We start from the raw sequence: 26,727 nt of genomic DNA, 5'->3' as shown, positions 1-26,727 counted from the left end.
TTGCTTCCATCGCAAAGAGAAAAGGCACGGCAATCCGATGGAAATGCGCAACAGCAGACAGGGGCACGGCGGCGCCCTACTGGAGTCAACGCCCGCCCACCGCGGGTTGCCAGACACAAACGACTCCAGGCCGGTCTCCGGGCTTGCGAGGGTCATGAACGCATCACCTTCCCATGCGCGTGGCGCACAGTGGCATCTCGATGCGGTCGCTCGCTTACCGTTGCGGGGGCAGCGTCGGACTTCAACCGACTTCCCGTTTCACCTCACGCGCGGCGGCGTGAGACACCTGAAGCGGGGCGGATATGACCACCCGCACCCGCTCAAGTCAAGGCGCGGGAACAATTGTGGGAGGCGCTTTAGCGGCGACTTCTCGTAGCCTGGATTGGCCGCAGGCGTAACCCGGATGCCTACTTGCCGCCCTGCTCATCGATCCGCAACTCCGGCAGCGCCTGGCCTGCCACCAGACGCTCATCGACCAGGCGAATCACCGCAGCCTCGTCGGCGATGCCGTACCACTCGCCCTGTGGATAAAGGCTCGCGGTCGGCCCCAGATCGCAAGGGAACTGACACTGACTGCGGGTGATATGCACACCGCCCTCGCACTCCAGCTTGCCGGCGGCCTTGAGCCGCTGGCGCAGGGTTTTCCACAGGCCCAGCGCGCCCTTGCGCGTGCAGCGCGGGCCGTTGCACAGCAGCAGGCGCTGCGCATGCGGCGGGATCTGCGACCAGGCGTGGTGTTCCGGTACAGGCGGCACGTCGCTGCAGGAAAGATGCGCTTCGCAATTCGCCAACAGCGCGCTCAGGCCATCGAGCCAGGTATCTTCAAGCGCCGTGCAGACCACGAACACCTCGGCTCCGTCACCGCGTTCGACGATACACTGGCGCAGCCAATCGCGGTGCGCAGCATCGGCGCGCGGCTCCAGATCCACTACCAGCAGTGGTCGCGGCGCCTGGTCGATGGCCTGCCAAAAATCGTCCTGCTCAATGTCGTGCAGGTGCGCTTCGCCCAGCAGCGCGGTGATGCGCTGTTGCAAGCGCTCGGACGAAGCTCCACGACCCAGGCCGGGGCCGATAAACAGGATGCGGGCGTAGGGGGCTTGGCTCATCAGCGGGCTCCGAAAGGGCCGGCAGTCTAACAGTCAGCCGTAGCCCGGATGCAATCCGGGGCGGTTTTACGGACGGAGGCAAGCCCGGTGCGCACGGCGCACCCTACGGAACTCGCGCGGCCCTCAGGGTGGATATCGCTTTTTACATCCAGCGCAACGGTGGATCGATGCATCGTCCCGTCATCGCGCTATTCACCCGCCCTACGACAGTGCCTGCCATAGGCTGTCCAGGTCCGCGAACTCGCGCGTTACCGCCGGCAACTGCGGGCGACGCACCAGCAAAACCGGCAATCCAAGCTCACGGGCGACCTGCAGCTTGGGCTCGGTGGAGGCGCTGCCGCTGTTCTTGCTCACCAGCACGTCGCAGCGGATGCGCGCGAATAGCGCGCGTTCCTCGTCCAGCGAGAACGGCCCACGCGCGCCGATGATCTCGGCACGTGGCGGCGCCGGCTCGGCCTGCAGGCAGCGCACCGTCCAGTGCTGGTGCTCGGGAATCTCGTGCAGATGGGCCAGCGGCTCGCGCCCCGAAGTGAAAAACGGCCGCTGGAACGGCGTCAGCGCACGGATCAGTTCATCCCAGTTATCCACCTCGCGCCAGTCGTCATCCGCGCCCGGCTGCCAGCCGGGTCGGCGCAGGGCCCAGCAGGGCACGCCGGCAATCTCCGCGGCGCGGGCGGCGTTATGGCTGATCTGTGCGGCATAGGGGTGAGTCAGATCCAGCAGTAGTTCGATGCCTTCGTCGGCGACAAAGGCTGCCAGGCCTTCAGCACCGCCAAAGCCGCCGACGCGCACGTGGCACGGCAGATCGTCCGGCACCCGGCCCAGCCCAGCCAGGCTGTAGATCGTCTCTGGCCCAAGCCGGCGCGCCAGGCGCAGCGCCTCAGTGGTGCCGCCGAGCAGCAGGATCCGCGCACTCATGGCTTGCGCACCGTCAGCAGGGTGATCGGCAGCGCCGCGCGCCAGGTGTCGAAGCCGCCCAGGGGCTGTGCCTGGGCCACGGTCAGGCGCAACAGCTCGCCGCCGTGCTGCTCGCGGAAACTTACCAGCGCCGCCTCGCTCTGGATGGTCACGGCATTGGCCAGCAGACGCCCGCCCGGCTTGAGCGCAGCCCAGCAGTCATCCAGCACACCGGGCACGGTGACGCCACCGCCGATAAAGATCGCGTCCGGCGCCGGCAGCCCCGCCAGCGCCTCGGGCGCATGCCCCGCGACCAGTTGCAGGGCCGGCACACCGAGGGCATCACGGTTGTGGCGGATATGCGCCTGGCGCCCCTCGTTGGCCTCGATGGCGATGGCGCGGCAGGCCGGGTGCGCGCGCATCCACTCGATGCCGATGGAGCCGCACCCCGCGCCGACATCCCACAGCAGCTCGCCAGGCAGCGGCGCCAGGCGCGCCAGGGTCACGGCACGCACGTCGCGCTTGGTCAGTTGGCCGTCGTGGCGGTAGGCGTCGTCCGGCAGGCCGCAGGTCGGCGGCAGCAGTTGTGCCCCGGCGTCGGCCAGGCACTCCACCGCCAGCAGGTTGAGATCGGCGCCGCGTGGCAGGTTCCAGCTCGCGGCCAGGCCATCGACACGGCGCTCATGCGGCCCGCCAAGGTGCTCCAGCAGGGTCAGGCGACTGGCGCCGAAACCACGTGCGCTGAGGGCTTCGGCGACCTGCGCAGGGGTATCGCCATCGGCGCTCAATACCAGCAGGCGCACGCCGGGGTAGAGTTTGCCGTTGAGCGTGGCCAGCGGCCGGCCAACCAGGGAGACCACCTCCGTCTCCTGCAGCGGCCAACCCAGACGCGCCGCCGCCAGCGATACCGAGGACGGCGCCGGCAATACCAGCAGCTCATCGGCCGGCACCTGGCGCGCCAGGCTGGCACCGACGCCGTAGAACATCGGGTCGCCACTGGCCAGCACGCACACCGCCTCGCCACGCCACGCCAGCAGTGGCTCAAGGTCGAAGGGGCTGGGCCAGCTTTCCCGCTCGCCACTGATGCACGGCGGCAGCAGCGCCAGTTGCCGTGGCGCACCGACGATGCGCGTGGCCGCCAGCAACGCACGACGTGCGGCCTTGCCCAGGCCCGAGTAGCCGTCTTCGCCAATGCCCACCAGGGTCAACCAGGGCTTCATCCAATATCCTCGCACAGGCCCGACAGACCGCCTGTCCGCGCTCCGGGCAAAGCGGGCATAATAGCGCCTTCGTCGGTGCCCTTGAGTCGATATGACTCTGCAACGGGCCTAAGAGGGAATCCGGAGCGATCATCGATCGTGACCGAGCTGCCCCCGCAACTGTAAACAGCGAGTCTGTCGCCACTGTGCCACTGGGAAACCGGGAAGGCCGCGCCAGATGAAGACCTGTCAGCCAGGAGACCTGCCGACGAACGCTGGTCGCGAGTGCCAACATCGGGCGGGGTGTACCGATGCCATTGAATTCCCCTGTCCCAGGGCGATTTCTGCTGGTTCGGTCGCCGCGCCTTAGTTTGGTGATTACCGTGCGCGACCGTCCAACCCGTGTTCATTTTCCCGTCCCGCGCCACAGTGCGTGTCCCGGTCTGCTGCGCATCGTCCCCGCGCTGGATGGCGGTATCTGCCGCATCAAGCTGCCCGGTGGCGTGCTGCGCAGCGCCCAGGCGCGAGCGATTGCCGAAGCGGCGCGGCAGCATGCCAGCGGCATGCTGGAGCTGACCAACCGCAGCAACCTGCAGATCCGGGGCGTCTTGCCCAGCCAGGAAAGCGCGCTGATCGATGCCCTGCTGAGCGCCGACCTTGGCCCACGCGTGGCCGCCGCCGATGACGTGCGCAATCTGCTGCTCAGCCCCGCCGCCGGCCTCGATCCGCAGGCGCGGATGGACGTGCACCCGCTGGCCGACCAGTTGCTCGACCTGCTGCAGGACACCCCGGCGTTGCATGCCCTGTCGGCCAAGTTCGCCCTGCAACTGGATGGCGGCGAAGCCCTGGCCATGCGCGAACACCCGCACGACCTGTGGCTCGCCGCCGAAGACGACCAGCACCTGCTGCTGGGCCTGGCCGGCTGCCCCGTTGACACGCCGCTGGCGCGTATCGATGTGACACAGACCATCGAATTGGTGCGCCAGCTGCTGCTGCTGTTCCTCGAACTGGCCACGCCCGAACAAACGCGCATGCGCCAGTTATTGGCACAGATCCCGGCCCGCGAGCTGTTGCAACGCCTGCAGACGCGTCTGGACTTTACCTTGCAGCCGGCACCGAGCAATTGGCAGGCTGTGGCGGTGATCAACCGGCCACCTGCCGGTATTTATCCACAGGCGCAAAGCGACCTGTGCATGGTCGCAGCCGGCGCCCGGTTGGGCCGCCTGTATGCCGAACAACTCCTGGTCCTCGCCGATCTGAGCGAGCGCCACGGCGACAGCGAGCTGCGCCTGACGCCCTGGCAGGGCCTGCTGCTGGGCAACATCCCAACAGCACGGGCCGCTGAGCTGCTGGCAGCGTTGAACACTCTGGGCCTGCTGACCCATGCCGACGAACCGCTGCTCGGCCTGGTCGCCTGCACCGGTTCGGCAGCGTGCGCGCGCGGCCTGGCCGACAGCAAGCAGCATGCCCTGCACCTGGCCGAACTGCTGCGCGCAAGCGGTGCTCGCCCGCAGGTGCACCTCAGCGCCTGCCCGCGCAGTTGCGCCAGCGCCCGCGTGCAGCCCTACACCCTGCTGGCCAGCACGCCCGAGCATTACCAGCTCTACCAACGTACGCCCGAGGCACCCGGTTTCGGCCGTCTGCTGGTGCCGGCCATGACCATCGACGAGGCCGGCGCCTGGTTCGCCCGCCACCACAGCGCAGGAACCCCCGATGCTTGATTACATCCGCGACGGCCAGGAAATCTACCGCCGCTCCTTCGCCACCATCCGCGCCGAAGCCAACCTCGACGGCATCCCCGCCGATATGGAAAAACTCGCCGTGCGGGTGATTCACGCCTGCGGCATGGTCGATGTGGTCGAGGATCTGCGCTTCTCCCCCGGCGCCGGCGTAGCTGGCCGCGCCGCGCTGCTGGCTGGCGCGCCGATCCTCTGCGACGCACGCATGGTTGCCGAAGGCATCACCCGCCCGCGCCTACCAGCGAACAACGAGGTGATCTGCACCCTGCACGACGCCGGCATACCGGAGCTGGCCCGTGAAGTCGGCAACACCCGCTCGGCGGTGGCCCTGGAGCATTGGCGCGAGCATCTGGAAGGCAGCGTGGTGGTGATCGGCAACGCCCCCACCGCGCTGTTCTACCTGCTGGAAATGCTCGATGCCGGCGCGCCGAAGCCGGCGCTGATCATCGGCATGCCGGTAGGCTTTATCGGCGCGGCGGAATCCAAGGACGCGCTGGCCGCAGACAGCCGTGGCGTACCCTACGTCATCGTCCGTGGCCGCCGTGGCGGCAGCGCCATGGCGGTGGCCGCAGTCAACGCCCTCGCCTCGGAGGTGGAATGATGGCGGGTCATCTGCTTGGCCTCGGCGTCGGTCCCGGCGACCCCGAGCTGCTCACCCTCAAGGCGCTGCGCCTGCTCAAATCGGCCCCTGTGGTGGCCTATTTCGTGGCCAAGGCCAAGCACAATGCCGGTCACGGCGGGAATGCCTTCAGCATCATCGAGCAGCACCTGAGCGATACCCAGCAGCGCCTGCCGCTGGTCTACCCGGTAACCACCGAGAAGCTCGCTCCGCCGCTGAGCTACGAGGATGTGATCGCCGATTTCTACGATACCTGCGCGCAACAGATCGCCGAGTTGCTCGATGCCGGTCAGGATGTGGCGGTGATCTGCGAAGGCGACCCGTTCTTCTACGGCTCCTACATGTACCTGCACGACCGCCTGGCCGAGCGCTACGAGGTGGAGGTGGTACCCGGCGTGTGCTCCATGCTCGGCTGCGCCTCGGTGCTCGGCACGCCGCTGGTGTACCGCAACCAGAGCCTGAGCGTGCTCTCCGGCGTGCTGCCGGAAGAGGAGCTGGAGCAGCGTCTGCGCGACGCCGAAGCAGCGGTGGTGATGAAACTCGGGCGCAACTTCGACAAGGTACGCCGCGTGCTGCGCAAGCTCGGCCTGGACGACCGCGCCCACTACGTCGAACGCGCCACCATGGCCAGCCAGAAGATCGTGCCGCTGGACGAGGTGGAGCCGATGGATTCGCCCTATTTCTCGATGATTTTGGTGCCCGGGCAGAAATGGCGGGGGTGAACACTCTCTTCCCCTGTAGGAGCGGCTTCAGCCGCGAAGCGCTTTCGCGGCTGAAGCCGCTCCTACAGTTCATAGGGAGAATGAAAACCCGTCACCACGCGCCCTACCCAATCGTTGCTGGGGCATCGTGGGAGGCGACAGTCGCCGCTAAAGCGCCTCCCACGGTTCGCGCCCATTCCCCGGATTGCATCCGGGCTACAGGATTTACCGCATGAACATCGTCATCCTCGGCGCCAGCGCGTTGGCCACTGCACAGCGCCTCAAGGCACTTTATCCACAGGCCGTAATCCATGGTCTGCGCGGGCGCGCCGACGGCGCAGAGCGCCACTACGACGAGTTCGGCGAACATCTGCGCGCCCTTTATCGCGCCGGTCAACCGCTGCTGGTGCTGTGCGCCACCGGTATCGTCATCCGCAGCCTGGCCGCACTGCTGGCGGAAAAAGGCGCCGAGCCGCCAGTGCTGACCCTGGCCGAAGACGGCAGCGCCGTGGTGCCGCTGCTTGGCGGCCTGGCCGGGGTCAACCGCCTGGCACGCGAGATCGCCGCATACCTGGGGGTAATGCCAGCCATCACCACCAGCGGCGAGCTGCGATTTGGCACCTGCCTGTTAGAACCACCGGCCGGCTACGTGCTGGCCGATCTACAGCAGGGCAAGCGCTTCGTCAGCGACCTGCTCGGCGGTGAAGCGGTACGTATCGAAGGCCAGGCGCCCTGGCTGCAAGCCGCGCAATTGCCTGTGGATAACGCCGCCCGCCGGGTCATCCACATCACGGCGCAGGCGCGTCCGGCGCAAGCCGACGAGTTGCTGATCCACCCGCGCTGCGCCGCTGCGCTGATCGAACGCCCCGGCGCCGACCTGTCGGCACGGCTGCAACAGGCGTTGAGCAGCGCCAACCTGGCGCCGCAAGCGCTGGCCTGCCTGCTGGCGGACAAAGGCTGGATGGTCAACGCCGAGCTACACGCCGTCACAGACGAGTTGAAGCTGCCGCTGCGCTTTATCCACAGCACGTCCGAACTGCCGCCCGAATACCATGCTGGCGACGGCCTGTGCCTGCTGCTGAGTGAACAACCACTGGATATCGAGCGCCTCGGCCAACGCCGTGGCCGCCTCAGCGTGGTCGGCCTGGGACCCGGTGCAGCAGAGCATATGACCCCCGCCGTGCGCCGCGCCCTCGACGAGGCCGAAGACCTGCTCGGCTACGACACCTACGTGAAGATGGCCGGCCCGCTGCGCGCCGATCAATGCCTGCATCCCAGCGATAACCGCGAGGAGCTGCAACGTGCCGCCCACGCCTTCGAACTGGCTGCCACGGGCCGCCGGGTGGTGATGATTTCCTCGGGCGATCCCGGCGTATTCGCCATGGCTGCCGCCGTGATGGAGGCGCTGGAAAGCCCACAGAACGAGGCCTGGCAAGGTGTCGAACTAGAAGTGCTGCCAGGCGTGTCCGCCGCCCTGGCCACCGCCGCCAAGGCCGGCGCGCCGCTGGGTCATGACTTCTGCCTGATCTCCCTGTCCGACAACCTCAAGCCCTGGGCGGTGATCGAGAAACGCCTGGAGCACGCCGCCATCGCCGATCTGGCCATGGCCTTCTACAACCCGATCTCCAAATCCCGCCCCTGGCAGCTCGGCCGCGCGCTCGACTTGCTGCGCCAGCACCGCACACCGCAAACCCTGGTAGTGCTGGGCCGCGACATCGGCCGCCCCGCCGAGGCGCTGCGCAACCTCACCCTCGGCGAGCTGACGCCAGAGATGGTCGACATGCGCACCCTGGTGATCATCGGCTCCAGCCAGACCCGCCGCTTCCCGCGAGCCGACGGTGGCGAGTGGGTGTATACGCCGCGCTGGTATCCCGATATCGAGTCATGATCCTCTCTGCCGCTGTCATCCCTGTTCCGTAGGCGCGTCGCCCCGGCGCGAAGCAATTGCAGCCGGCTATTCGCCACATTCGCCGCGAGGCGCGGCTCCTACAACGCGCCACCCTGACGGCGAAACGCGCCAGGCGCCACACCAAAGCGCTGGCGAAACAACTTGCCCAGGTGGCTGGTATCGCTGACGCCGACTTCATCGGCGATCTGCGCCAGGCTGTGGCTGGAATTGAGCAGGCGCCAGCGTACGTGCTGCAGACGCAGCTCGTTCCAGTATTCGCGCGCACTCATGCCCTGACTGGCGTGGAACAGACGGTCGAGCTGACGCCGGCTGATGCCGACGCTGGCCGCCAACTGCTCGATGCCGTCGGCGCTGGCCAGGCCGTGGCGCATCAGGGCGATGGCGCGGTCGACATGGCGCTCGCCGCTCGGTGTGCCATGCAGCGAACGTAGCGCGTGCTGGCCGCTGCGCGTCTCGTCCACCAGCATGTCGGCCAACCCCTTGAGCGCCCGCGCGCGGCCACTGCCCTGGGCCAGCAGCTCCACCGCCAGGTCGATGGCAGCCGTACCACCGGCGCAGGAGCTCCGCGTGCCATCGATGCAATACAGGCGCTCGCGAGCCAGGCGCAGATGAGGAAAGCTGGCACGAAATTCCGCCTCATGACGCCAGTGCACCGCCACCCGATGACCATTGAGCAGACCACAGGCGGCCAACAGGAAGCTGGCATTGTCGATCGCTACCAGCTTCACCCCGGCGCGGGCCGCACGACGCAGCAGCGGCTGGTAGAGCGGCGCCAACGCGGCGCTGGCCTGCGCGTTGCGCCCACCAAACAGCACCAGGTAGTCGTAGTCGGCCAGCGTCAGCTCGTCCGGCGTAGCCTCGATACGCAGCGCCGCGCCACTGCTGGACAACACATGCCCCGGCTGCAGACCGGCAATCGTCCAGGCGCAGTAGCGCTGGCGGCTGTAATCCTCGTCATCGGCGCTGAAGCGCAGCTTGTCGAGAAAGCCACCGAAGGGCAGCAGGGCGAACTCCGGCAGTGGCAACAGGAGAAAACGCAGATCAGGGCTTTCGCTCATAGCCATGTCCAAAATCAGCCCTTTAATGACCAGAATCTACCTTATTCACAACCCTGCCGCTGACTAGACTGGCCGCGCATTCACAGGAGATCCGCATGGCCCTCGAACTTTGGCTCGTCTACTTCGTCGCCACCCTCGGCCTGGCGCTGACGCCCGGCCCCAACAGCCTGCTGGCACTGACTCACGGCGGGCTGTACGGCGCACGCCTGGCGCTGGCCACCATCCTCGGCGGTGTGGTCGGCTTCAGCACGCTGATCGCCCTGGCCATGTTCGGTCTCAGCGCCCTGCTCAAGACCGCACCCGGCGCCTTGCTGGCGCTGAAGTGGCTCGGCGGCGCCTACCTGATCTGGCTGGGCATACAACTGTGGCGTTCGCCACCGCTGAACCTGACCCTGGCCGACAGCGGCACCCGCCCCAGCGCCGGCCGACTGTTTCGCCAGGGCCTGCTGTCGGCGCTGTCCAATCCCAAGGTGATTCTGTTCTACGGCGCCTTTCTGCCGCAGTTCGTTGACCCGCAGCGCGGCCTGGCCGTGCAGTTCGTGGTGATGGCCGCGACCTTCGCCGTGGTCGAGTTTCTCGTCGAGCTGCTGCTGGCGCTGCTGGCCTTCCGCGTGCGGCCCTGGCTGCAGCGCGGCGGACACGCCTTCAACCGCAGTTGCGGTGCACTCTTCGTATTGATCGGCGTGGCACTGCCGCTGGCGCGCTGAGTCGCCGCCGCCTGCCTCGGCCGCTTAGCCGCCTGCTACACAGCCTCGCACTGCACTGCACCGGCAAAACCGGCATGATGTGCCCCGCGCCAGCGCCTTGCTGGCGTGACGAAACCTCGTCGGCTTCCATCAGACACACTCGCCGCCCGCTCAACGGAGCCCTTGCATGCCGCCCCTGCCGTTTGCCCGCCTCACCCTGCTGACCCTTGCCAGCCTGAGCGTTCCCAACGCCCTGGCCGATGAGCCCGTGCAACTCGATCCGTTGCACGTCAGCGGTGTACGGATGAGTGAAGAGCACGTGGCGCGTGAAGACCTCGAAAAGCTACCCGGCGCCAGTAATCTGGTGAACATGAAGCAGGTCGAGCAGGGCCGCGTAGCCGGCACCGCCGACGTGCTGGCTTATCAGCCCGGCGTCTACGCCCAGTCTCCCGGCAACGAAGGCGTGAAGATCAGCGTGCGCGGCTCGGGCATCAACCGCGGCCCCGGCTCGCACGCCTCCGGCACCCATATCATGCTCGACGGCCTGCCACTGACCGGCTCCGGCGGCACGCCCTACGAACTACTGGAACCGCTGTGGATAAGTCGCGCCGAGGTGCTCCGTGGCGCCAATGGCTTCGACCGCGGCTCGCTGGCTCTGGGCAGCGCCATCGACTACATCACCCACACCGGCTACACCGCGCCCAAGCTGCAACTGCGCTATGAAACCGGCAGCCATGGCTACCAGAAGCGCAACATCGCATCGGGCCAGGTACTGGGCGATTTCGACTACTACCTGGCGCTGACCGACAGCCACACCGACGGCTATCAGGATCAGGCCTCCGGCAAGGGCAAAGGCATCGCCGCCAACTTCGGCTATCGGCTCAACGAGAATCTGGAAACGCGTTTCTACCTGCGTTACCGCGAGACCGCGCACGAAACGCCTGGCCGCCTGACCAAGGCTCAGCTCAAGGACGATCCGCGTCAGGCCGCAGCCAATAACCTGCTTATCGACGCCCACCGCGACCAGCCCGGCAGCACCTGGCTGGCCAACAAGACCACCTGGCAGATCGACGACGACTCGACCCTGGTCGCTGGCCTGGCTTACCACCACTACCCGATGGATATCACCGAGACCTTCTATCGAAGCGGCGCCTATCGCATCCGTGTGGACTACAGCGATATCAGTGGCACGCTGAACTACACGCGCCGCCATACCCTGTTCGGCCTGAACAGCGTGACCACCCTTGGACTGCGCAGCACCACCAACCTGCCGAGCAGCAAATCCAAAGAAACCGTGGCGCTGCCAATCACCGTAACACCAGTTGCTGGAACCCCAGTCACCTATCCCGCCGGCACCCTGATGCGCGACTACGAGCACCTGGGTTCGGACAACGTGCTGCACTTCAGCAACGACACGGAGCTGATGCCAGACCTGTGGCTGACCAGCGGCCTGGCGCTGATCTACACCCGCCGCGAAGCCGAAGTGACCTGGCCGGCCACCGACGACAGGCTCAGCGAACACACCTGGGACTACGCCCCGCGCCTCGGCCTGCGCTACCAGCTCAACCCCGACGTGCAGCTATTCGGCAATATCAGCCGCTCGATAGAACCGCCGCATGCCTGGTCGATGCTCTGGAGTTCGCCGCTGCGCTTCTCCAGCACCATCACAGAGCCCTATGCCGCTCGCCAACGCGCCGCCATCAGCCTGGATAACCAAACCGCCACCACCTTCGAGGTCGGCGGGCGGGGCGACTCCGCGCTCGGCCAGTGGGAACTGACCTACTACTACTCGCAGGTGCTCCACGAGCTGCTCACGGTCGAGATCGAGCCCAGCGTCTTCGCCGAATCCAACGCCAGCCCCACCGTGCACCAGGGCATCGAAGCCGGCCTAACCAGCCTGCTCTGGCAAGGCGGCGCCGCCGGCGCCCTGATCCTGCGCCAGGCCTACACTTTCAGCGACTTCCACTACCGTGACGATGATACCTTCGGCGACAACCGCCTGCCCGGCCTGCCGCGCCACTACTACCAGGCCGAGGTGCGCTACGACCACCCGAGCGGCTTCTACGCTGGCCTCAACACCCAGTACGCCTCCAAGGTGGCGGTGGACTACGCCAACTCCTACTACGCCGATGCCTACGCCACCTTCGGCGCCACCCTCGGCTACGCCTCACCCAAGGACGACTGGCAAGCCTGGCTCGACCTGCGCAACCTCACCGACAAACGCTATGCCGCTACTGTGACGCCGGGCTATGACGACAAAGGTGCGGATATAGCGCGCTCCACGCCTGGGGAAGGGTTTGGGGTGTATACGGGGGTTTCTTGGAGTTGGCTCTGATGGCGCAGACGTACACCACGTACTACCTGGAGATGACCTCGCCGGACCAGCTGAAGGCCAAGCCTCAGCGCAGCAACCTGCAAATCGTCGAATGCGAAGAGCCGCAACCGGCACTCAACCGTTTCCTCTATCAACTGGTCGGCTCGACCTGGAAATGGGGTGACCTGGACGACTGGAACGACGAACAGTGGCGCACCATGGTGGAAAACCCAGCACACCGAACCTGGGTCGCCTTCCACCGGGGTGCCATCGCTGGTTACTACGAGCTGTTCCGTCCTGACGGTCACAATGCGGAGATCCGCTACTTCGGCTTGGCTCCGCAGTTTCTCGACCGGGGCTTCGGCGGCGCTCTGCTCAGCCATGCCATTGAATCAGCCTGGCGGTGGCCAGGTACAGAGCGTGTTTGGGTACACACCTGCACCTTCGATCACCCAGCTGCACTGGCCAATTATCAGGCGCGCGGCATGCAGGTTTATCAGGAAGAAATCTGCGAATTACCCAGCTGAAGCAGATTTTTAACCATCTTCCGATACTGCTGCATCATCGGGGTGTGAACGATTGCAGGTAGGGTGGACAACGCTCTTCTTGTCCACCGCTTCTGACCTCAGCCCTACGCCGTACCTTCCTTGCGCAGCAAATAACTATCCATGATCCACCCATTGCGCTTCCGCGCCTCGGCGCGGGTCGTGGCGATGCGTTCGGCCACTTCGTCCAGCGGGCCGGCAATCAGGATTTCATCGGCCGTGCCGACGTAGGCGCCCCAGTAAATATGCAGGCCCTGGCCGACGAAGCGGCGGTAGGTGTCCTTGGCGTCGAGCATGACCGCAACGCTGTCCACGCCCTGCGGCCAGCCTTCGGCGAGCAGGCGACCGGTGGTGATTTCCACGGCGCGGCCGATGCTGTTGAGCGGGATGCGGTGGCGTGCGGTCAGCGCCTGCAGGCTGGTGATGCCGGGGATCACGTCATAGACGAAGTCGCTGCGCCGCGCGGCGATGGCCTCGATGATGCGGATGCTGCTGTCGTACAGCGATGGGTCGCCCCAGACCATAAAGGCCGCCGTTTCGCCATCGGCCATCTGCTCGTCGATCAGTTGCTCGAACACCGCCTGCTTGTCGCGGTTGAGCTCGTCGACGCTGGCACGGTAGTCCGCTGCCTCGCGTTCGCGCTCCGGTTGCAGGCCTTCGGCGAAGCGCGGCGTGTGGCCTTCGAGAAAGCGTGTGCAGATCTCGCGGCGCAGGGCGTTGAGCTTGTGCTTGGCCGCGCCCTTGTCCATCAGGAAGATCACGTCACTGCGGCGCAGCGCCTTGATTGCCTGGTAGGTGATGTAGTCCGGGTCGCCGGCGCCAATGCCGACCAGCAGCAGGGTTTTCATGAGGTTCTCCAGGTGCGTCCTGGCACGCCGGGCGCCAGGTCGTCGATATGGTGGTAGTCGGCCTGTAGCGCCTGCGCCAATTGACGCGCGCGGCCCAGACGGATGGGCGCGCGCTCGGTGTCGAGCAGCAGGGTTGGGCATGGCAGCGGCGTCAGATTTGGCAGGTCACGCAGGCGACCGTCGGTGAGGATCAGCAGGCGCTGGCGTTCGCTTGGTTTCGCTCGTTGCCGACGCAACAACCAGTCACCCGCCTGATTCAGCGCATCGAGCAACGGCGTGCCACCACCAGCACCCAATTCTTGAAGCCAGCGATGCAGCTCAGCACTGGCCTTGCGCCCCTGCCACAGCCATTGCGCCTCACGGCCACCGGCCTGCAGCACGGCCAGGCACGCGCGCTGGCGATAGGCGCTGTCGAACACTTCGGCGAGCACGCCTTTGGCTCGGCTCAAGGCACTGTGGCGGCGGGTCGAGGCGGAAGCATCCACCAGCACCAACCACAGCTCGTCGGCCTGCTGACTGCGCGGGCGCAACACCAGCTCTTCACGGCGTTGCGGTCTTCCCTGGCGCAGGGTCGCCGGCCAGTCGATACGCCCGTGCGCGCCCGTACGCGCAGCGCCACGCAGTCCACCGCCGAGTCGTCCAGGCCGGTTGCGGGCATCCGCGCCTGTGGCTGTGCGCGGGCGGATGCTCAGGGCTTTTTTGGCCAGCGCGGCGGTACGCGTCGTTCGCCCATGGCCTGCGGCTGCGCCGGCAGTTCGCCCCATTGGCCTTCAGCCTGATTCTGTTCCTGCGCCTGCTGCGGCGCCTGATTCTGCTCGGGCGGTGTGGCAGCCGGCGGTTGTGGCTGGCGACGGCGATGGCGCAGGACAAAGTCCTCCACCGCGTCGATATCCACAGGCTCGATGCCCGCCGCACCACGCCAGGCCGCATGAGCACGAGCGGCGCGCAGCCAGACCAGATCGGCACGCAAGCCGTCGACACCAGCGGCAAAGCAACGCTGGCTGATCTCACCTAGGGCGGCGTCATCCAGCGGGATATCGGCCAGGCGCTGGCGGGCGTTCTGGCAACGGGACGCGAGGGCAGCCTGCTCGGTTTGCCAACGTTGCAGGAAGGCGGCGGGATCAGCATCGAAGGCCAAACGGCGACGGACGATCTCGGCACGCTCAGCCGGTTGCGGCTGACCGTCCAGCGCCAGGTTGAGGCCGAAGCGATCTAACAGTTGCGGGCGCAGCTCGCCTTCCTCGGCGTTCATGGTGCCGATCAGCACGAAGCGCGCGGTATGCCGATGGGAAATGCCGTCACGCTCGACATGGTTGACGCCGCTGGCGGCGGCATCGAGCAGCAGATCGACCAGATGATCGGGCAGCAGGTTGACCTCATCGACATACAGCACGCCGCCATCGGCGCGGGCCAACAGGCCGGGAGAGAACTGCGCGCGGCCCTCGCCCAGCGCAGCGTCCAGATCCAGGGTGCCGACGATGCGCTCCTCACTCGCCCCCAGCGGTAGGGTGACGAAGCGCCCGCCATCGAGCAGATCGGCCAGGCCACGGGCCAGGGTCGACTTGGCCATACCGCGCGGGCCTTCGATCAGCACACCGCCGATGGCAGGATCGATGGCCGCCAGGCACAGCGCCAGCTTCAGCGAATCGGCGCCGACCACGGCGGCGAGGGGGAAGTGATGTTCGGTCATGGACATGATCCGTGGGTATGGACGTAGCCCGGATGCAATCCGGGGCCTTGGGGCGCGCAATTCCCGGATTGCATCCGGGCTGCGCGCTCGAACCGTAGATACTGTTATCTGGCGCAAGCGACATGGAGTTCGGGGTCGAACTTTCGTCCGGACTTCAGCACGCCAAAGGCCACATGCACGAGTTTGCGCATCATGGCACCGATGATGACTTTGGCTGGCTTGCCGTTACCGGCAAGCCGGTCACGATAGCGACGCCCCCAGTCGGTTCTGTACAGAGCCACCATCGCGGGCATGTACAGCGCACTGCGCAGCCGTGAGTGACCGACCTTGGACATCCGCGGCTTGCCCCTGACGCTGCTGCCAGACTCATACGCACGCACGCTCAAGCCGGCAAAGGCAACGAATTGGCGCGCCTTGTCGAAGCGTTCTCCTCCCAGGCCGTAGGCCAATAGAACGGATAAGGTGCGTTCCCCAAGACCAGGGATGGAGATCAGCAGCTCACGCTTGCCTCGTAACGTCGGGTCATCATCAAGCGTCTGGGATATCTGCAGTTCAATACGCTTGATCTCTTCGTCGAGCCATTGCAGGTGCTTGTCCAGACTTTCACGCACCGAGTCACGGGCCGACTCGATCCGGTTCTTTTCCTCGGTGCGCATGGTCACTAGGCCTTGAAGGCGCAGTACCAGCGCTTTTAACCGCTGCTCCGAAAGTGATGGAGCAACCCAAAGGGCAGGTTGTCGTTGCCGACAATAATCAGCCAACGCCTTTGCATCGATTGCATCAGTCTTGCTACGCAGACCCAGCGATTGAGCATGGGCTTTGGCCAGGGCTGGATTGATGACACTGACGCGATGCCCCGCATTGGCCAGATGTACAGCCACTGCCTCCCAGTAGATGCCCGTAGCCTCCATACAGATGTGCACTGTTGCTTGGGCGTGCTGATCGATCCAAGCGCACAACCCGACAAACCCTTCGGGGTTATTGGCGAAGACCTTGTTCTTGAATTTTGCACCCAGCATCAGGGCGCAATCGATTTTCTTCTTGGATATGTCGATTCCCAGAGGGATGAAGTCAAAAGAGCTCATGGCTTGCGCGATCCACCTTGTGAATGCTGACTCACGGCTTGGCCGGGTCGAAGATACTGTCCGATCTCTGGCAAGTTAAAGCAGGCAAACCGGTGCGAAATCTACATCACGGCCTTGTCGCCAAGGGTGGATACGGCATCCGGGTGCCTTGTGCTCAAGAGCGACTTGAGCAAAAACAAAATACAAGGGTGGGTTAGCGGCGCTGAACGCCGATCCTGCAGCCGCGCAGGAGAGCCGCGCGCCGCGTAACCCACCAGGCGATATACCGTGTGGCGCCGATGGTGGGTTACGCCGTACCCGCTTCGGAGCGAAACCTAGGCATTGCAACAGGCGGCTAACCCACCCTACGGGAACGGGTCGCCTCATGATTCCTCACTATCGAGCAGCAAGTTTTCCAGCGCTTCGCGGTAGTCGCCGGGATTCTCCCACAAGCCGCGTTGCTGGGCTTCCAGCAGGCGTTCGAGGATATCGTTGAGCGCGCCGGGATTGTGCTGCTGGATAAAGTCGCGGGTGTCTTTGTCGAGCAGGTAGGCATCGGTCAGCAGCGCGTACTGGTGGTCGTCGACCAGTTCGCTAGTGGCGTCGAAGGCGAACAGGTAGTCGATGGTCGCGGCCAGCTCGAAGGCGCCCTTGTAGTCGTGGCGCTTCATGCCCTCGATCCACTTGGGATTGGCGGCGCGAGCCCGTACCACGCGGTTGAGTTCTTCCTTCAAGGTGCGAATGCGCGGCGTATCCGGCTGGCTGTTATCGCCGTGATAGCTGGCCACCTTGAGCCCACGCAGGGTTTCCACTGCCGCCAGCATGCCGCCCTGAAACTGGTAGTAGTCGTTGGAATCGAGGATGTCGTGCTCACGGTTGTCCTGATTGTGCAGCACCGCCTGCATCTGCTCCAGGCGCTCGACGAAGCGCTGCCGCGCAGGCAGCCCCTCGGCGCCGCTGCCGTAGGCGTAGCCGCCCCAGTTCAGGTACACCTCGGCCAGATCCGCACGGCTTTGCCACAGCCGCTCCTCGATGGCGTTCTGTACCCCGGCGCCATAGGCGCCCGGTTTGGCGCCGAACACCCGCCAGCCGGCCTGGCGCCGCGCTTCGGCTTCATCCAGACCGTCGTCCTTGAGTGTCAGCGACTCGCGCCAGACCCGCGCCGACAGCGGATTCATGTCTTCCGGCTCGTCCAGCTCGATCACCGCCTGCACGGCCTCGTCGAACAGGCGAATCAGGTTACTGAAGGCATCGCGGAAGAACCCCGACACGCGCAGGGTGACGTCCACCCGTGGCCGACCGAGCTGTTCCAGCGATAAGACCTCGAAGCGTTCGACACGCTGACTGCCCGGCTGCCAGACCGGGCGCACGCCCAGCAGTGCCAGGGCCTGGGCGATATCGTCGCCACCGGTGCGCATGGTCGCCGTACCCCACACCGACAGGCCGAGCTGACGCAGGTGGTCGCCTTCATCCTGCAGATGGCGCTCCAGCAGGCGATCCGCCGCCTGCACGCCGAGGCGCCAGGCGGTGGGCGTGGGCAGGTGGCGCACGTCGACGGTGAAGAAGTTACGCCCGGTGGGCAGCACATCCAGACGCCCGCGACTCGGCGCGCCGCTCGGCCCGGCAGGGACGAAACGCCCCTCAAGCGCCGCCAGCAAGCCACCTATCTCGGCGTCGCCGCAGGCATCCAGCAGCGGCGCAACGTGCTCGGCCAGACCATCGAAGATCAGCGCCACCTCGGCGCCGAAAGCCTCGATGCGCTCGCCTGCCAGGCGCTGCTCGATCAGCCTCAGCGTCAACAGCTCCAGGCGTTCGCGGGTATCGCCGACGGTACGCCACAGGCTGTTATCCACAGCCTGCAAGGCCTGTGGACGCAGCCCTTGCCAGAGCTGGCCCATATCGCAATCCAGCGGATCGAGGCCCAGTTCCAGGCCACGGGCTAGCGCGCGCAGCAGGCTGGCATTGGCGCCCTGGCCATCGCCACGGGGGATGCGCAGCAGCGCTAGCAGGGTGTCACGGCGCAGTTGCCCGGCGGGTGACTCGCCAAACACATGCAGGCCATCGCGAATCTGCGATTCCTTGAGGTCGCACAGGTAGGCGTCGAGCTGCGGCAACCAGCTATCGGCATCGTCGTTGAGTTGCAGGCCCAGTTCGCGGTCGAGGCTGGCTTCGCGCACCTTGGCCAGAATCTCGCCACGCAGCTCAACGGCGCGGCGCTGGTCGAGCTGGCTGGCGTCGTAATACTCGTCGGCCAGCCGCTCCAGATCGCGCAGCGGGCCGTAGCTTTCGGCGCGGGTCAGCGGTGGCATCAGGTGATCGATGATCACCGCCTGGGTACGCCGCTTAGCCTGCGCGCCCTCGCCCGGGTCGTTGACGATAAAGGGGTAGACGTTGGGCAGCGGGCCGATCAGCGCCTGCGGCCAGCAGCCCTCGGAGAGGCCGACACTCTTGCCCGGCAGCCACTCCAGATTGCCGTGCTTGCCGACATGGATCAGCGCATCAGCAGCGAACGCTTTACGCAACCAGGCGTAGAAGGCGATATAGCCGTGTGGCGGCACCAGGTCGGGGTCGTGGTACACCGCCGCCGGGTCGAGCTGATAGCCGCGCGCCGGCTGGATGCCGACGAAAGTCAGGCCGAAGCGCAAGCCGGCCACCATCATCCGCCCGCTGCGGAACATCGGATCGTCCTGCGGCTCGCCCCAGCGCTCACGCACCGCCTGCTGGTTGGCCAGCGGCAGGCTGTGGAAAAACGCCAGATAGTCGTCCAGCGCCAGGCTTTGCGTACAGGGGCGCGTATCCAGGCCGTCCAGGTCGTTGGTAACGCCGCCGAGCAGGCTGTGGACAAGTGCGGTGCCGCTCTCCGGCAGGTTATCCACTGGATAGCCCTGGGCCTGTAGCGCGCGGAGAATATTCAGCGCAGCAGCCGGTGTATCCAGGCCGACGCCGTTACCAATGCGGCCATCGCGGGTCGGGTAGTTGGCCAGGATCAAGCCGATTCGCTTCTGATCGTTGCTTTTGATCGCCAACTGGCACCAGTTCCGCGCCAGTTCCGCGACATAAGCCATACCCTGCTCATGCGCCTGGTAGCACACCACGTCGCTCTGGCTGCGCTCGCTACGCCAGGCAAGCCCCTTGAAGCTGATGGCGGTGCCTATCAGCCGTCCATCCAGCTCAGGCAGCACCACGTGCATGGCCAGGTCGCGCGAACCCAGGCCCTGGGCGCTGGCCTGCCACTGCGCCTGGTTTTCCAGCGAGCAGATGGCCTGCAGCACCGGGATATCGCGACGGAACACCCGCGCCTGTGGCGCCTCGGGGTTGGACAGGGCGAAGCCGGTGGTATTGATGATCAGCGCAGCGCTGGTTTCGTCCAGCCAGGCCTGCACCTGATCCAGGCAGGCAGGCTCCTTGAGGCTGGCCACGGCAATCGGCAGCGGGTTGAGGCCCTGACTAACGAGGTGCGCGCAGAAGGTATCGACGAAGGCGGTGTTCGCCGATTGCACATGGTTGCGGTAAAACAGCAGCGCCACCACGGGCGCATCCGGCTGCCATTGCACCTGCCAGTCAGCCAGCTTCGCCGGGCTGCGCTGGGGGTGGTAAAGGCCGACACGCGGCAACGGCTGCGGCTCCTGCCACGTGTCATCACGCCCCAGCCAGCGGTTGCCGATGCAGCGGAACAACTGGCGGGCATTGTCCAAGCCGCCCTGGCGCAGGTACTGCCAGAGGCGTTGGCTGTCTTCTTCGCTGACATTACCGAGCGCATTCAGCTCCGGATCGGGCTTGTCGTCACCCGGCACCATGATCACCGTGGCACCGCGCGCGCCCAGCTCCACCAGGCGCTCGACGCCATAGCGCCAGTAACTCACCCCACCATGCACCGAGATCAGGATGACCTTGGCATGCTGCAGCACCTGCTCGACGTAGAAATCGATCGAGGCGTTGTTGCTCAGTTGCGCCGGGCTGGCCAGGCGCAGGCTGGGGTAGTCGTCCGGCAGTTGCCGGGCGGCTTCGGCCAGCAACGACAGGTGCGAATCCCCCGTGCACAGCAGCACCAGCTCGGCAGGCGTCTGGCCGAGGTCGGCGATGCTATCGGCCGGCAGTTGGGCGCCGGGCTGAGTGCGTAGTAAGTGCATCTACGAATCCAAGCACATCGCCCGCAAGCGGGCTCCTACAGGGTGTGTGGAGCCCGCTTGCGGGCGATCATTATCGAGCCAGCGCCGCTTTCAGCTCGGCCTCGATGGCCGCACGGTCGAGCTGCTGGCCGATCAGCACTAAGCGGCTTAGGCGAGGCTCGTCGGCTTGCCAGGCGCGGTCGAAGTGGCGGTCAAAGCGCTGGCCCACACCCTGCACCAGCAGGCGCATGGGCTTGCCCGGGATCGCCGCGAAGCCCTTAACGCGCAGGATGCCGTACTTGGCCACGGCGTCCTTCAACGCGGCGAGCAGGCGCGGCTCCTCGGTTTCCGGTAGTTCCACGTGGAACGAGTCGAATTCCTCGTGATCGTGATCCTCGTCTTCATCGTCGTGGTGGGTACGGCGGCTGTCGATGTGCAGCTCGGTTTCGCTGTTCAGGCCCAGCAGCACGCTGATGGGCAGATCACCGCCATGCGCCTCGATCACCTTGACCGCTGGCGGCAGTTCCTCGGCCACCTCGGCGCGCACGGCAGCCAACGCCTCGGCATCGAGCAGGTCAGCCTTATTGAGGATCACCAGGTCGGCGCTGGCCAACTGGTCGGCGAACAGTTCGTGCAGCGGCGATTCGTGATCCAGGTTAGGGTCGAGCTTGCGCTGCTCGTCCACTTGGTCGGGGAAGGCGGCGAAGGTGCCGGCAGCCACGGCCGGGCTGTCGACCACGGTGATCACCGCGTCGACCGTGCAGGCGTTGCGGATTTCCGGCCAGTTGAAGGCCTGCACCAGCGGTTTGGGCAGCGCCAGGCCACTGGTCTCGATCAGGATGTGGTCGAGATCGCCACGACGCGCCACCAGCTCGCGCATCACCGGGAAGAACTCTTCCTGCACGGTGCAGCACAGGCAGCCGTTGGCCAGCTCGAAGACGCGGCCCACAGCCTCTTCCTCGCTGCAGCCGATGGAACACTGCTTGAGGATCTCGCCATCGATGCCCAGCTCGCCGAATTCGTTGACGATCACCGCGATACGGCGGCCGCCGGCATTGGCCAGCAGGTGGCGCAGCAGAGTGGTTTTGCCGGCACCGAGAAAACCGGTGACGATGGTGACAGGCAGTTTGGCGAGGGTTTTCATCAGGGGTCCCGTGGCGTCGGTAAGTTCGGCGAACGGGTACGCGCAGACAGGCACGCAAGGGCATGCTGGCCGCGTCGGATCACCCCGTCCGAGCAGTTGGCTGATTATCGAGGCAGGTCTCCTGGCTCACGGTCTGCGCGTTGCGCGCCCTTCACCTTCCCGCTGTTGAGCAGTGGTGTATCGAAGGGTTTAAGACCGTTTACAGTTGCGGGGGCAGCCAGGGCATCGACCCTGTTCCCTCTTAGCTCCCCGGCGGCTAGCCGGGAAGAACCTCGAAAACGAGAAGGCTACGCAGGCCGCAGCGGCCGGTCAATCGCGGTTGACCGCTGGCAGGTGCCATGATGAGCTAGGCCACCGCTCAAGCCGAATGCCGCTCATGTTGCCAACCGCCTCTGATCGCCCATCCACCTCACCGATAAAGGTTGTTGCCGGGTTGGGGTGTCGCCGTGGCTGCAGCCAGGACGAACTGCTCGACCTGCTTATCCACAACCTGGTTCAACATGAGCTGACGGTGGACAACTTAGCCGGCCTGGCCAGCATCGCCCACAAGCGTAACGAAGCCGGCCTACATGGTCTGGCCGAGCATCTGGGCCTGGAGTTGGTGTTCTTCGCACCCGAGCAACTGAGTACCTATCAGGCCATGGCAATCGGCAATGCATTGACCTTGGCAGCTACAAGCAGCCCTGCCGTAGCCGAGCCTTGCGCCCTCGCACTGGCGGCGCGTATGGGCGCATCGCCCTGCCTGCTCGGCGAGAAAAACCGCAGTGCCAGCGCCACCTGTGCGCTGGCCACATTCGATAGAGAATCCGCATGACCGTCTACTTTATCGGCGCCGGCCCCGGCGACCCCGAACTGATCACCGTCAAAGGCCAGCGGCTTATCCACAAATGCCCGGTGATTCTCTATGCAGGGTCGCTGGTTCCCGAAGCCGTGTTGCAGGGCCACAGCGCCGAGCAGGTGGTGAACACTGCCGAACTGAATCTGGGCGAGATCATCACACTGCTGCACCAGGCCCATAAGCGTGGCCAGGACGTAGCCCGCGTGCACTCCGGCGACCCCTCGCTGTACGGCGCAATCGGCGAGCAGATTCGCGAGTTGCGCGCGCTCGATATCCCTTTCGAAATCATCCCCGGCGTCACCGCCACCGCTGCCTGCGCGGCGCTGCTGGAAAGCGAGCTGACCCTGCCGGGCATCGCCCAGACGGTGATCCTCACCCGCTACGGCAGCACTTCGCCGATGCCCGAGGGCGAGCAATTGCATGACCTGGCGCGACACCGCGCGACCATGGCCATCCACCTCGGCGTACGCCATCTGCCGGCCATCGTCGATGAACTGCTGCCACACTATGGCGCCGACTGCCCCATCGCGGTTATCCACCGAGCAAGCTGGCCGGATCAAGACTGGGTACTGGGCACCCTGGCCGATATCGAAGAAAGGGTCGCCACCAGGGATTTCCGCCGTACGGCGTTGATCCTGGTCGGGCGCGTGCTCGATCCGGGCGCCTTTGCCGAGTCGGCGCTGTACGACGCAGCCCATCGGCACCTCTATCGTCCCGGTCGTGACTGACCTGGCGATAAACTGCACAAATCGCTGAAAGCCCTGCCCGCAAAGGCTTTCGGCAACTTATCAACAAGAAAGTACGGAAGTTATCCCAGCATACTGTGGATAGCCATTCACTGCGGCTCAGTTTTTGTACAAATGCCTGAAGGCCCCAGCATCAGAGGGTTCCAGCCGGCTATCACCAGGATATCCACAGGATGATCCACGCCAATTGTTAGCAACTCTGGATCAGAGCTGTACCTCGACCCGCTTGATCCCCAACGCACGCAACTCCACCATCAGTTTGTTCAGGTTGGAGAAACTCTCCACCTGCTCGGCTTCGTCCACCAGAAAGAAGCTGCGACCTGCGTCTTTCTTGAAGAACACGATCCATTCGGCCGTATTGGCCGGATTGACCATGACCTGGGTGTCGAACAGCACCCCTTGGTCCGATCTGCGTTTCACATCTGCGCGCTTCATCCTTTCTCCTCTACACATGACTCCAGCGAGCCGACTCTGAACCGGGCCAGTCAGCGGATTTACCGCCCAGTTTAAGGGATCGAAGCACTAAGCGGCGCTGACGGCCATCAGACTCAGCGCATACCGGATGAAATTTACGGGTAAGCTCTATATGATTCATATACGAAACATATACGAGGAAGTTTCCATGGGCATCGTCAATATCGATGACGAACTGCATGACCAAATCCGCCGGGCGAGCAGCGTCTCCAGCCGTTCCATCAATGCCCAGGCAGGCTTTTGGATTCGTATCGGCATGCTCTGCGAGATGAACCCGACCCTGAGTTTCAACGAGGTCATGGCCGCCGAGATGCGTGCCGCCGGCCTGGTGGTTCCGCCAAGAATGGCGGATGCGTCATGAGAAAGACGCCCGCGCAGATTGCCCTGATGGCGGAATCCGGCCGGCTGCTGGCGTCCGTCTTCGGTTATCTGGATCGTCTGGATCTGCTCGGCATGTCCACTCTGCAGGTCAATAACCTTGTGGATAACTACATCGTGAACGAACTCAAGGCACGTCCGGCGAGCAAGGGGCAGTATGGTTTCGCCTACGCCATGAACACGTCGCGCAACGAGGTGGTGTGCCATGGCGTACCCAGCACCGACGATATCCTGCGCGATGGCGATCTGGTGAATTTCGACATCACCCTGGAAAAGAACGGCTATATCGCCGATTCGAGCAAGACCTACCTGATCGGCGAGGTCTCGGACCAGGCGCGTCAGCTCACTCGCGTGACCTATGAAGCGATGTGCAAAGGCATCGCAGCCGTCAAACCCGGCGCCCGCCTGGGCGATATCGGTCATGCCATCGAACGGCACGCTCGCGCCCACGGCTATACGGTGGTTCGCGACTACTGCGGCCACGGCATCGGCCAGGAAATGCATGAACCACCCGAAGTCCTGCACTGGGGCAAACCCGGCACCGGCCTGACGCTACGCGAAGGCATGACCTTCACCATCGAACCCATGCTCAACCAGGGCAAGGCGGACGTACGCACCCTGCGCGACGGCTGGACGGTGGTGACGCGCGACGGCCAGCTCTCGGCGCAGTTCGAACATACCGTGGCGGTCACCCGCGACGGTGTGCGCGTGCTGACGCTGCGCCCCGAGGAACTGCACCTGAGCAGCATTTCGGCATGACAGAAACGCAAAAGCCCGTCCATCTGGACGGGCTTTTTCTTCCCAGGCGGTCTTATTCGACCGTGACGCTCTTGGCCAGGTTGCGCGGCTGGTCGACGTCGGTGCCCTTGAGCACGGCGACGTAGTACGACAGCAGCTGCAGCGGCACGGTGTAGAGAATCGGCGCGAGCAGGTCGTGGATATGCGGCATGGCCACCACATGGGTGCCCTCGCCGTTGCTCATGCCGGCCTGCTGGTCAGCGAAGACGATCAGCTCACCGCCACGGGCGCGCACTTCCTGCAGGTTGGACTTGAGCTTTTCCAGCAGCTCGTTGTTCGGCGCCACGGTGACCACCGGCATGTCGGCATCCACCAGGGCCAGCGGGCCGTGCTTGAGCTCACCAGCCGGGTAGGCCTCGGCATGGATGTAGGAGATTTCCTTGAGCTTGAGCGCCCCTTCCATGGCCACCGGATACTGCGCGCCACGGCCGAGGAACAGGCTGTGGTGCTTCTCGGCGAACAGCTCGGAGATTTTCTCCACGGTCTTGTCCATGGCCAGCGCTTCACCCAGGCGGGTCGGCAGGCGACGCAGTTCTTCCACCAGTTCGGCAGCCAGCGGCTTGTCCAGCGTTCCATGCACTTGGCCGAGAGCCAGGGTCAGCAGCATCAGGCCGACCAGCTGGGTGGTGAAGGCCTTGGTCGAGGCCACGCCGATTTCCGGGCCGGCCTGGGTCAGCAGGCACAGGTCGGATTCGCGCACCAGCGAGCTGGTGCCGACGTTGCAGATCACCAGGCTGGCCAGGTAGCCACCCTGCCCCGGCGCCTTCTCCTTGGCGTTGCGCAGCGCGGCCAGGGTGTCGGCGGTTTCGCCGGACTGCGAGACGCTGACGAACAGGGTATCCGGCTGCACCACCACCTTGCGGTAACGGAACTCGCTGGCCACTTCGACCTGGCAGGGAATCCCGGCCAGCTCTTCCAGCCAGTAACGGGCGACCATGCCGGCGTGGTAGCTGGTGCCGCAGGCGACGATCTGCACGTTCTTCACCTTGGCGAACAGCTCGGCCGCCTGCGGGCCGAAGCCCTGCACCAGTACATGGTCGCTGCCCAGACGACCTTCCAAGGTGCGCTGCACCACCTTGGGCTGCTCGTGGATTTCCTTGAGCATGAAGTGGCGGTACTCGCCCTTGTCGGCGGCTTCGGCGCCTTCGTGGTACTGCACGGCTTCACGCTGCACCGGATTGCCGGCGGCGTCCCAGATCTGCACGCCGTCGCGGCGGATCTCGGCGATATCACCTTCTTCCAGGTACATGAAGCGGTCGGTGACCTGGCGCAGGGCCAGTTGATCGGAGGCAAGGAAGTTCTCCCCCAGACCCAGGCCGATCACCAGCGGGCTGCCACTGCGCGCGGCGAGCAGGCGATCCGGCTGCTTGGCGCTGATTACCGCCAGGCCGTATGCGCCGTGCAGCTCAGGGATGGCGGCCTTTAGAGCGGCGGTCAGGTCGCCGAGCTGCTGCAGCTTGTGCTCGAGCAGGTGGACGATGGTTTCGGTGTCGGTGTCGGAGCTGAACACGTAGCCAAGGCCCTTGAGGCGCTCGCGCAGTGCTTCGTGGTTCTCGATGATGCCGTTATGCACCACGGCCAGCTCATGGCCGGAGAAGTGTGGGTGGGCATTGCGCTCGCTCGGCGCGCCATGGGTGGCCCAGCGGGTGTGGGCGATGCCCAGACGCCCGGCCAGCGGCTCGGCCTGCAGGGCGGCCTGCAGTTCGCTGACCTTGCCCACGCGGCGGCGGCGATCCAGCGCGCCCTGCTCGGTCAGCAGCGCCACGCCGGCGCTGTCATAGCCGCGGTACTCCAGGCGCTTGAGGCCTTCGACCAGGACCGGGGTGATATTGCGCTCAGCGATGGCGCCTACGATTCCGCACATG

At 65.4% G+C, this 26,727-nt stretch carries 23 protein-coding genes and 3 riboswitches; of the genes, 11 read left to right on the top strand and 12 right to left on the bottom strand.

The features are described from left to right. Nucleotides 1-111: 111 nt before the first annotated feature. Nucleotides 112-305, bottom strand: a riboswitch (cobalamin riboswitch). A 102-nt stretch (nucleotides 306-407) separates the two neighbouring features. The 3 genes from J7655_RS00810 to cbiE all read right to left on the bottom strand — a co-directional run bounded on the left by J7655_RS00810 (nucleotide 408) and on the right by cbiE (nucleotide 3,223). Further along, nucleotides 408-1,106: a (2Fe-2S) ferredoxin domain-containing protein gene (locus J7655_RS00810; RefSeq protein ID WP_230926140.1), complete on the bottom strand. Its 699-nt coding sequence runs from the start codon at nucleotides 1,104-1,106 to the stop codon at nucleotides 408-410. A gap of 201 nt (nucleotides 1,107-1,307) precedes the next feature. Further along, entirely contained in the window at nucleotides 1,308-2,024 is a 717-nt protein-coding gene (locus J7655_RS00805; RefSeq protein ID WP_230926139.1) for a cobalt-precorrin-6A reductase, read from the bottom strand. Continuing rightward, nucleotides 2,021-3,223: a precorrin-6y C5,15-methyltransferase (decarboxylating) subunit CbiE gene (cbiE, locus tag J7655_RS00800; RefSeq protein ID WP_230926138.1), complete on the bottom strand. Its 1,203-nt coding sequence runs from the start codon at nucleotides 3,221-3,223 to the stop codon at nucleotides 2,021-2,023. Before cbiE ends, J7655_RS00805 begins: the two co-directional genes overlap by 4 nt. 56 nt (nucleotides 3,224-3,279) lie before the next feature. Beyond that, nucleotides 3,280-3,486: riboswitch (cobalamin riboswitch) on the top strand. Between the two features lie 99 nt (nucleotides 3,487-3,585). Here cbiE and cobG point away from each other — a divergent pair. The 4 genes from cobG (at nucleotide 3,586) to cobJ (ending at nucleotide 8,149) form a co-directional block, all read left to right on the top strand. Next, nucleotides 3,586-4,923, top strand: coding sequence for a precorrin-3B synthase (gene cobG, locus J7655_RS00795; protein WP_230926137.1), 1,338 nt, complete (start codon nucleotides 3,586-3,588; stop codon nucleotides 4,921-4,923). Next, nucleotides 4,916-5,542 (top strand): precorrin-8X methylmutase, encoded by a 627-nt coding sequence (locus tag J7655_RS00790; RefSeq protein WP_230926136.1) that lies wholly within the window; start codon nucleotides 4,916-4,918, stop codon nucleotides 5,540-5,542. Before cobG ends, J7655_RS00790 begins: the two co-directional genes overlap by 8 nt. Then, entirely contained in the window at nucleotides 5,539-6,282 is a 744-nt protein-coding gene (locus J7655_RS00785) for a precorrin-2 C(20)-methyltransferase (RefSeq protein WP_230926135.1), read from the top strand. Before J7655_RS00790 ends, J7655_RS00785 begins: the two co-directional genes overlap by 4 nt. 211 nt (nucleotides 6,283-6,493) lie before the next feature. Further along, the gene (cobJ, locus tag J7655_RS00780) at nucleotides 6,494-8,149 is read left to right on the top strand and encodes a precorrin-3B C(17)-methyltransferase (RefSeq protein ID WP_230926134.1); all 1,656 of its coding nucleotides are present in this window, start codon (nucleotides 6,494-6,496) and stop codon (nucleotides 8,147-8,149) included. Nucleotides 8,150-8,247: 98 nt separating this feature from the next. Here cobJ and J7655_RS00775 read toward each other — a convergent pair whose 3' ends face one another. Further along, nucleotides 8,248-9,228, bottom strand: a complete 981-nt coding sequence (locus J7655_RS00775) for a GlxA family transcriptional regulator (RefSeq protein ID WP_230926133.1) — start codon at nucleotides 9,226-9,228, stop codon at nucleotides 8,248-8,250. Between the two features lie 95 nt (nucleotides 9,229-9,323). Here J7655_RS00775 and J7655_RS00770 point away from each other — a divergent pair, with 95 nt between their 5' ends. From J7655_RS00770 to J7655_RS00760, 3 genes are all read left to right on the top strand, one after another. Beyond that, a complete protein-coding gene (locus tag J7655_RS00770) occupies nucleotides 9,324-9,935 on the top strand; it encodes a LysE family translocator (protein WP_230926132.1) in 612 nt (203 codons plus the stop codon). 166 nt (nucleotides 9,936-10,101) lie between these two features. Then, the gene (locus J7655_RS00765; protein ID WP_230926131.1) at nucleotides 10,102-12,249 is read left to right on the top strand and encodes a TonB-dependent receptor family protein; all 2,148 of its coding nucleotides are present in this window, start codon (nucleotides 10,102-10,104) and stop codon (nucleotides 12,247-12,249) included. Beyond that, nucleotides 12,249-12,755, top strand: a complete 507-nt coding sequence (locus J7655_RS00760; protein ID WP_230926130.1) for a GNAT family N-acetyltransferase — start codon at nucleotides 12,249-12,251, stop codon at nucleotides 12,753-12,755. The genes J7655_RS00765 and J7655_RS00760 overlap by 1 nt, the downstream gene beginning before the upstream one ends. Before the next feature lie 104 nt (nucleotides 12,756-12,859). Here J7655_RS00760 and cobF read toward each other — a convergent pair whose 3' ends face one another. The 6 genes from cobF to cobW all read right to left on the bottom strand — a co-directional run bounded on the left by cobF (nucleotide 12,860) and on the right by cobW (nucleotide 21,628). Further along, the gene (cobF, locus tag J7655_RS00755) at nucleotides 12,860-13,621 is read right to left on the bottom strand and encodes a precorrin-6A synthase (deacetylating) (RefSeq protein ID WP_230926129.1); all 762 of its coding nucleotides are present in this window, start codon (nucleotides 13,619-13,621) and stop codon (nucleotides 12,860-12,862) included. After that, nucleotides 13,618-14,385 (bottom strand): vWA domain-containing protein, encoded by a 768-nt coding sequence (locus J7655_RS00750; RefSeq protein WP_230926128.1) that lies wholly within the window; start codon nucleotides 14,383-14,385, stop codon nucleotides 13,618-13,620. The genes cobF and J7655_RS00750 overlap by 4 nt, the downstream gene beginning before the upstream one ends. Then, a complete protein-coding gene (locus J7655_RS00745) occupies nucleotides 14,310-15,317 on the bottom strand; it encodes a magnesium chelatase ATPase subunit I (RefSeq protein ID WP_230926127.1) in 1,008 nt (335 codons plus the stop codon). The genes J7655_RS00750 and J7655_RS00745 overlap by 76 nt, the downstream gene beginning before the upstream one ends. Nucleotides 15,318-15,415: 98 nt before the next feature. Continuing rightward, on the bottom strand, nucleotides 15,416-16,396 hold the full coding sequence (locus J7655_RS00740; protein ID WP_230925834.1) for an IS110 family RNA-guided transposase: 981 nt from the start codon (nucleotides 16,394-16,396) through the stop codon (nucleotides 15,416-15,418). 362 nt (nucleotides 16,397-16,758) lie between these two features. After that, on the bottom strand, nucleotides 16,759-20,505 hold the full coding sequence (gene cobN / locus J7655_RS00735; protein WP_230926126.1) for a cobaltochelatase subunit CobN: 3,747 nt from the start codon (nucleotides 20,503-20,505) through the stop codon (nucleotides 16,759-16,761). A 70-nt stretch (nucleotides 20,506-20,575) separates the two neighbouring features. Further along, a complete protein-coding gene (gene cobW / locus J7655_RS00730) occupies nucleotides 20,576-21,628 on the bottom strand; it encodes a cobalamin biosynthesis protein CobW (RefSeq protein ID WP_230926125.1) in 1,053 nt (350 codons plus the stop codon). A gap of 94 nt (nucleotides 21,629-21,722) precedes the next feature. After that, nucleotides 21,723-21,918, bottom strand: a riboswitch (cobalamin riboswitch). A gap of 86 nt (nucleotides 21,919-22,004) precedes the next feature. Here cobW and J7655_RS00725 point away from each other — a divergent pair. Continuing rightward, complete coding sequence (locus tag J7655_RS00725) at nucleotides 22,005-22,442, top strand: cobalamin biosynthesis protein (RefSeq protein ID WP_230926124.1); 438 nt, start codon at nucleotides 22,005-22,007, stop codon at nucleotides 22,440-22,442. Continuing rightward, the gene (gene cobM / locus J7655_RS00720; protein ID WP_230926123.1) at nucleotides 22,439-23,194 is read left to right on the top strand and encodes a precorrin-4 C(11)-methyltransferase; all 756 of its coding nucleotides are present in this window, start codon (nucleotides 22,439-22,441) and stop codon (nucleotides 23,192-23,194) included. Before J7655_RS00725 ends, cobM begins: the two co-directional genes overlap by 4 nt. Nucleotides 23,195-23,416: 222 nt before the next feature. Here cobM and J7655_RS00715 read toward each other — a convergent pair whose 3' ends face one another. Continuing rightward, the gene (locus tag J7655_RS00715) at nucleotides 23,417-23,647 is read right to left on the bottom strand and encodes a hypothetical protein (protein WP_230926122.1); all 231 of its coding nucleotides are present in this window, start codon (nucleotides 23,645-23,647) and stop codon (nucleotides 23,417-23,419) included. Nucleotides 23,648-23,834: 187 nt separating this feature from the next. Here J7655_RS00715 and J7655_RS00710 point away from each other — a divergent pair, with 187 nt between their 5' ends. Together J7655_RS00710 and map are read left to right on the top strand one after the other, a co-directional pair. Then, nucleotides 23,835-24,047: a ParD-like family protein gene (locus J7655_RS00710; protein WP_039965463.1), complete on the top strand. Its 213-nt coding sequence runs from the start codon at nucleotides 23,835-23,837 to the stop codon at nucleotides 24,045-24,047. Beyond that, complete coding sequence (gene map / locus J7655_RS00705; RefSeq protein ID WP_230926121.1) at nucleotides 24,044-24,823, top strand: type I methionyl aminopeptidase; 780 nt, start codon at nucleotides 24,044-24,046, stop codon at nucleotides 24,821-24,823. The genes J7655_RS00710 and map overlap by 4 nt, the downstream gene beginning before the upstream one ends. Nucleotides 24,824-24,875: 52 nt before the next feature. Here map and glmS read toward each other — a convergent pair whose 3' ends face one another. Then, a complete protein-coding gene (gene glmS, locus J7655_RS00700) occupies nucleotides 24,876-26,726 on the bottom strand; it encodes a glutamine--fructose-6-phosphate transaminase (isomerizing) (protein WP_230926120.1) in 1,851 nt (616 codons plus the stop codon). Nucleotide 26,727 lies beyond the last annotated feature (1 nt).

Source organism: Pseudomonas wenzhouensis (assembly GCF_021029445.1).
GTDB lineage: Bacteria > Pseudomonadota > Gammaproteobacteria > Pseudomonadales > Pseudomonadaceae > Aquipseudomonas > Aquipseudomonas wenzhouensis.
Note: the sequence above shows the minus strand (reverse complement) of the source record. Positions and strands in the feature narration are given on the sequence as shown.

Bases quoted from the DNA above. Each gene is read 5' to 3' on its own strand.
- J7655_RS00810 (WP_230926140.1), bottom strand. From the start codon at position 1,106: ATGAGCCAAGCCCCCTACGCCCGCATCCTGTTTATCGGCCCCGGCCTG.
- J7655_RS00805 (WP_230926139.1), bottom strand. From the start codon at position 2,024: ATGAGTGCGCGGATCCTGCTGCTCGGCGGCACCACTGAGGCGCTGCGC.
- cbiE (WP_230926138.1), bottom strand. From the start codon at position 3,223: ATGAAGCCCTGGTTGACCCTGGTGGGCATTGGCGAAGACGGCTACTCG.
- J7655_RS00790 (WP_230926136.1), top strand. From the start codon at position 4,916: ATGCTTGATTACATCCGCGACGGCCAGGAAATCTACCGCCGCTCCTTC.
- J7655_RS00785 (WP_230926135.1), top strand. From the start codon at position 5,539: ATGATGGCGGGTCATCTGCTTGGCCTCGGCGTCGGTCCCGGCGACCCC.
- cobJ (WP_230926134.1), top strand. From the start codon at position 6,494: ATGAACATCGTCATCCTCGGCGCCAGCGCGTTGGCCACTGCACAGCGC.
- J7655_RS00775 (WP_230926133.1), bottom strand. From the start codon at position 9,228: ATGAGCGAAAGCCCTGATCTGCGTTTTCTCCTGTTGCCACTGCCGGAG.
- J7655_RS00770 (WP_230926132.1), top strand. From the start codon at position 9,324: ATGGCCCTCGAACTTTGGCTCGTCTACTTCGTCGCCACCCTCGGCCTG.
- J7655_RS00765 (WP_230926131.1), top strand. From the start codon at position 10,102: ATGCCGCCCCTGCCGTTTGCCCGCCTCACCCTGCTGACCCTTGCCAGC.
- J7655_RS00760 (WP_230926130.1), top strand. From the start codon at position 12,249: ATGGCGCAGACGTACACCACGTACTACCTGGAGATGACCTCGCCGGAC.
- cobF (WP_230926129.1), bottom strand. From the start codon at position 13,621: ATGAAAACCCTGCTGCTGGTCGGCATTGGCGCCGGCGACCCGGACTAC.
- J7655_RS00750 (WP_230926128.1), bottom strand. From the start codon at position 14,385: ATGGGGCGAACTGCCGGCGCAGCCGCAGGCCATGGGCGAACGACGCGT.
- J7655_RS00745 (WP_230926127.1), bottom strand. From the start codon at position 15,317: ATGTCCATGACCGAACATCACTTCCCCCTCGCCGCCGTGGTCGGCGCC.
- J7655_RS00740 (WP_230925834.1), bottom strand. From the start codon at position 16,396: ATGAGCTCTTTTGACTTCATCCCTCTGGGAATCGACATATCCAAGAAG.
- cobN (WP_230926126.1), bottom strand. From the start codon at position 20,505: ATGCACTTACTACGCACTCAGCCCGGCGCCCAACTGCCGGCCGATAGC.
- cobW (WP_230926125.1), bottom strand. From the start codon at position 21,628: ATGAAAACCCTCGCCAAACTGCCTGTCACCATCGTCACCGGTTTTCTC.
- J7655_RS00725 (WP_230926124.1), top strand. From the start codon at position 22,005: ATGTTGCCAACCGCCTCTGATCGCCCATCCACCTCACCGATAAAGGTT.
- cobM (WP_230926123.1), top strand. From the start codon at position 22,439: ATGACCGTCTACTTTATCGGCGCCGGCCCCGGCGACCCCGAACTGATC.
- J7655_RS00715 (WP_230926122.1), bottom strand. From the start codon at position 23,647: ATGAAGCGCGCAGATGTGAAACGCAGATCGGACCAAGGGGTGCTGTTC.
- J7655_RS00710 (WP_039965463.1), top strand. From the start codon at position 23,835: ATGGGCATCGTCAATATCGATGACGAACTGCATGACCAAATCCGCCGG.
- map (WP_230926121.1), top strand. From the start codon at position 24,044: ATGAGAAAGACGCCCGCGCAGATTGCCCTGATGGCGGAATCCGGCCGG.
- glmS (WP_230926120.1), bottom strand. From the start codon at position 26,726: ATGTGCGGAATCGTAGGCGCCATCGCTGAGCGCAATATCACCCCGGTC.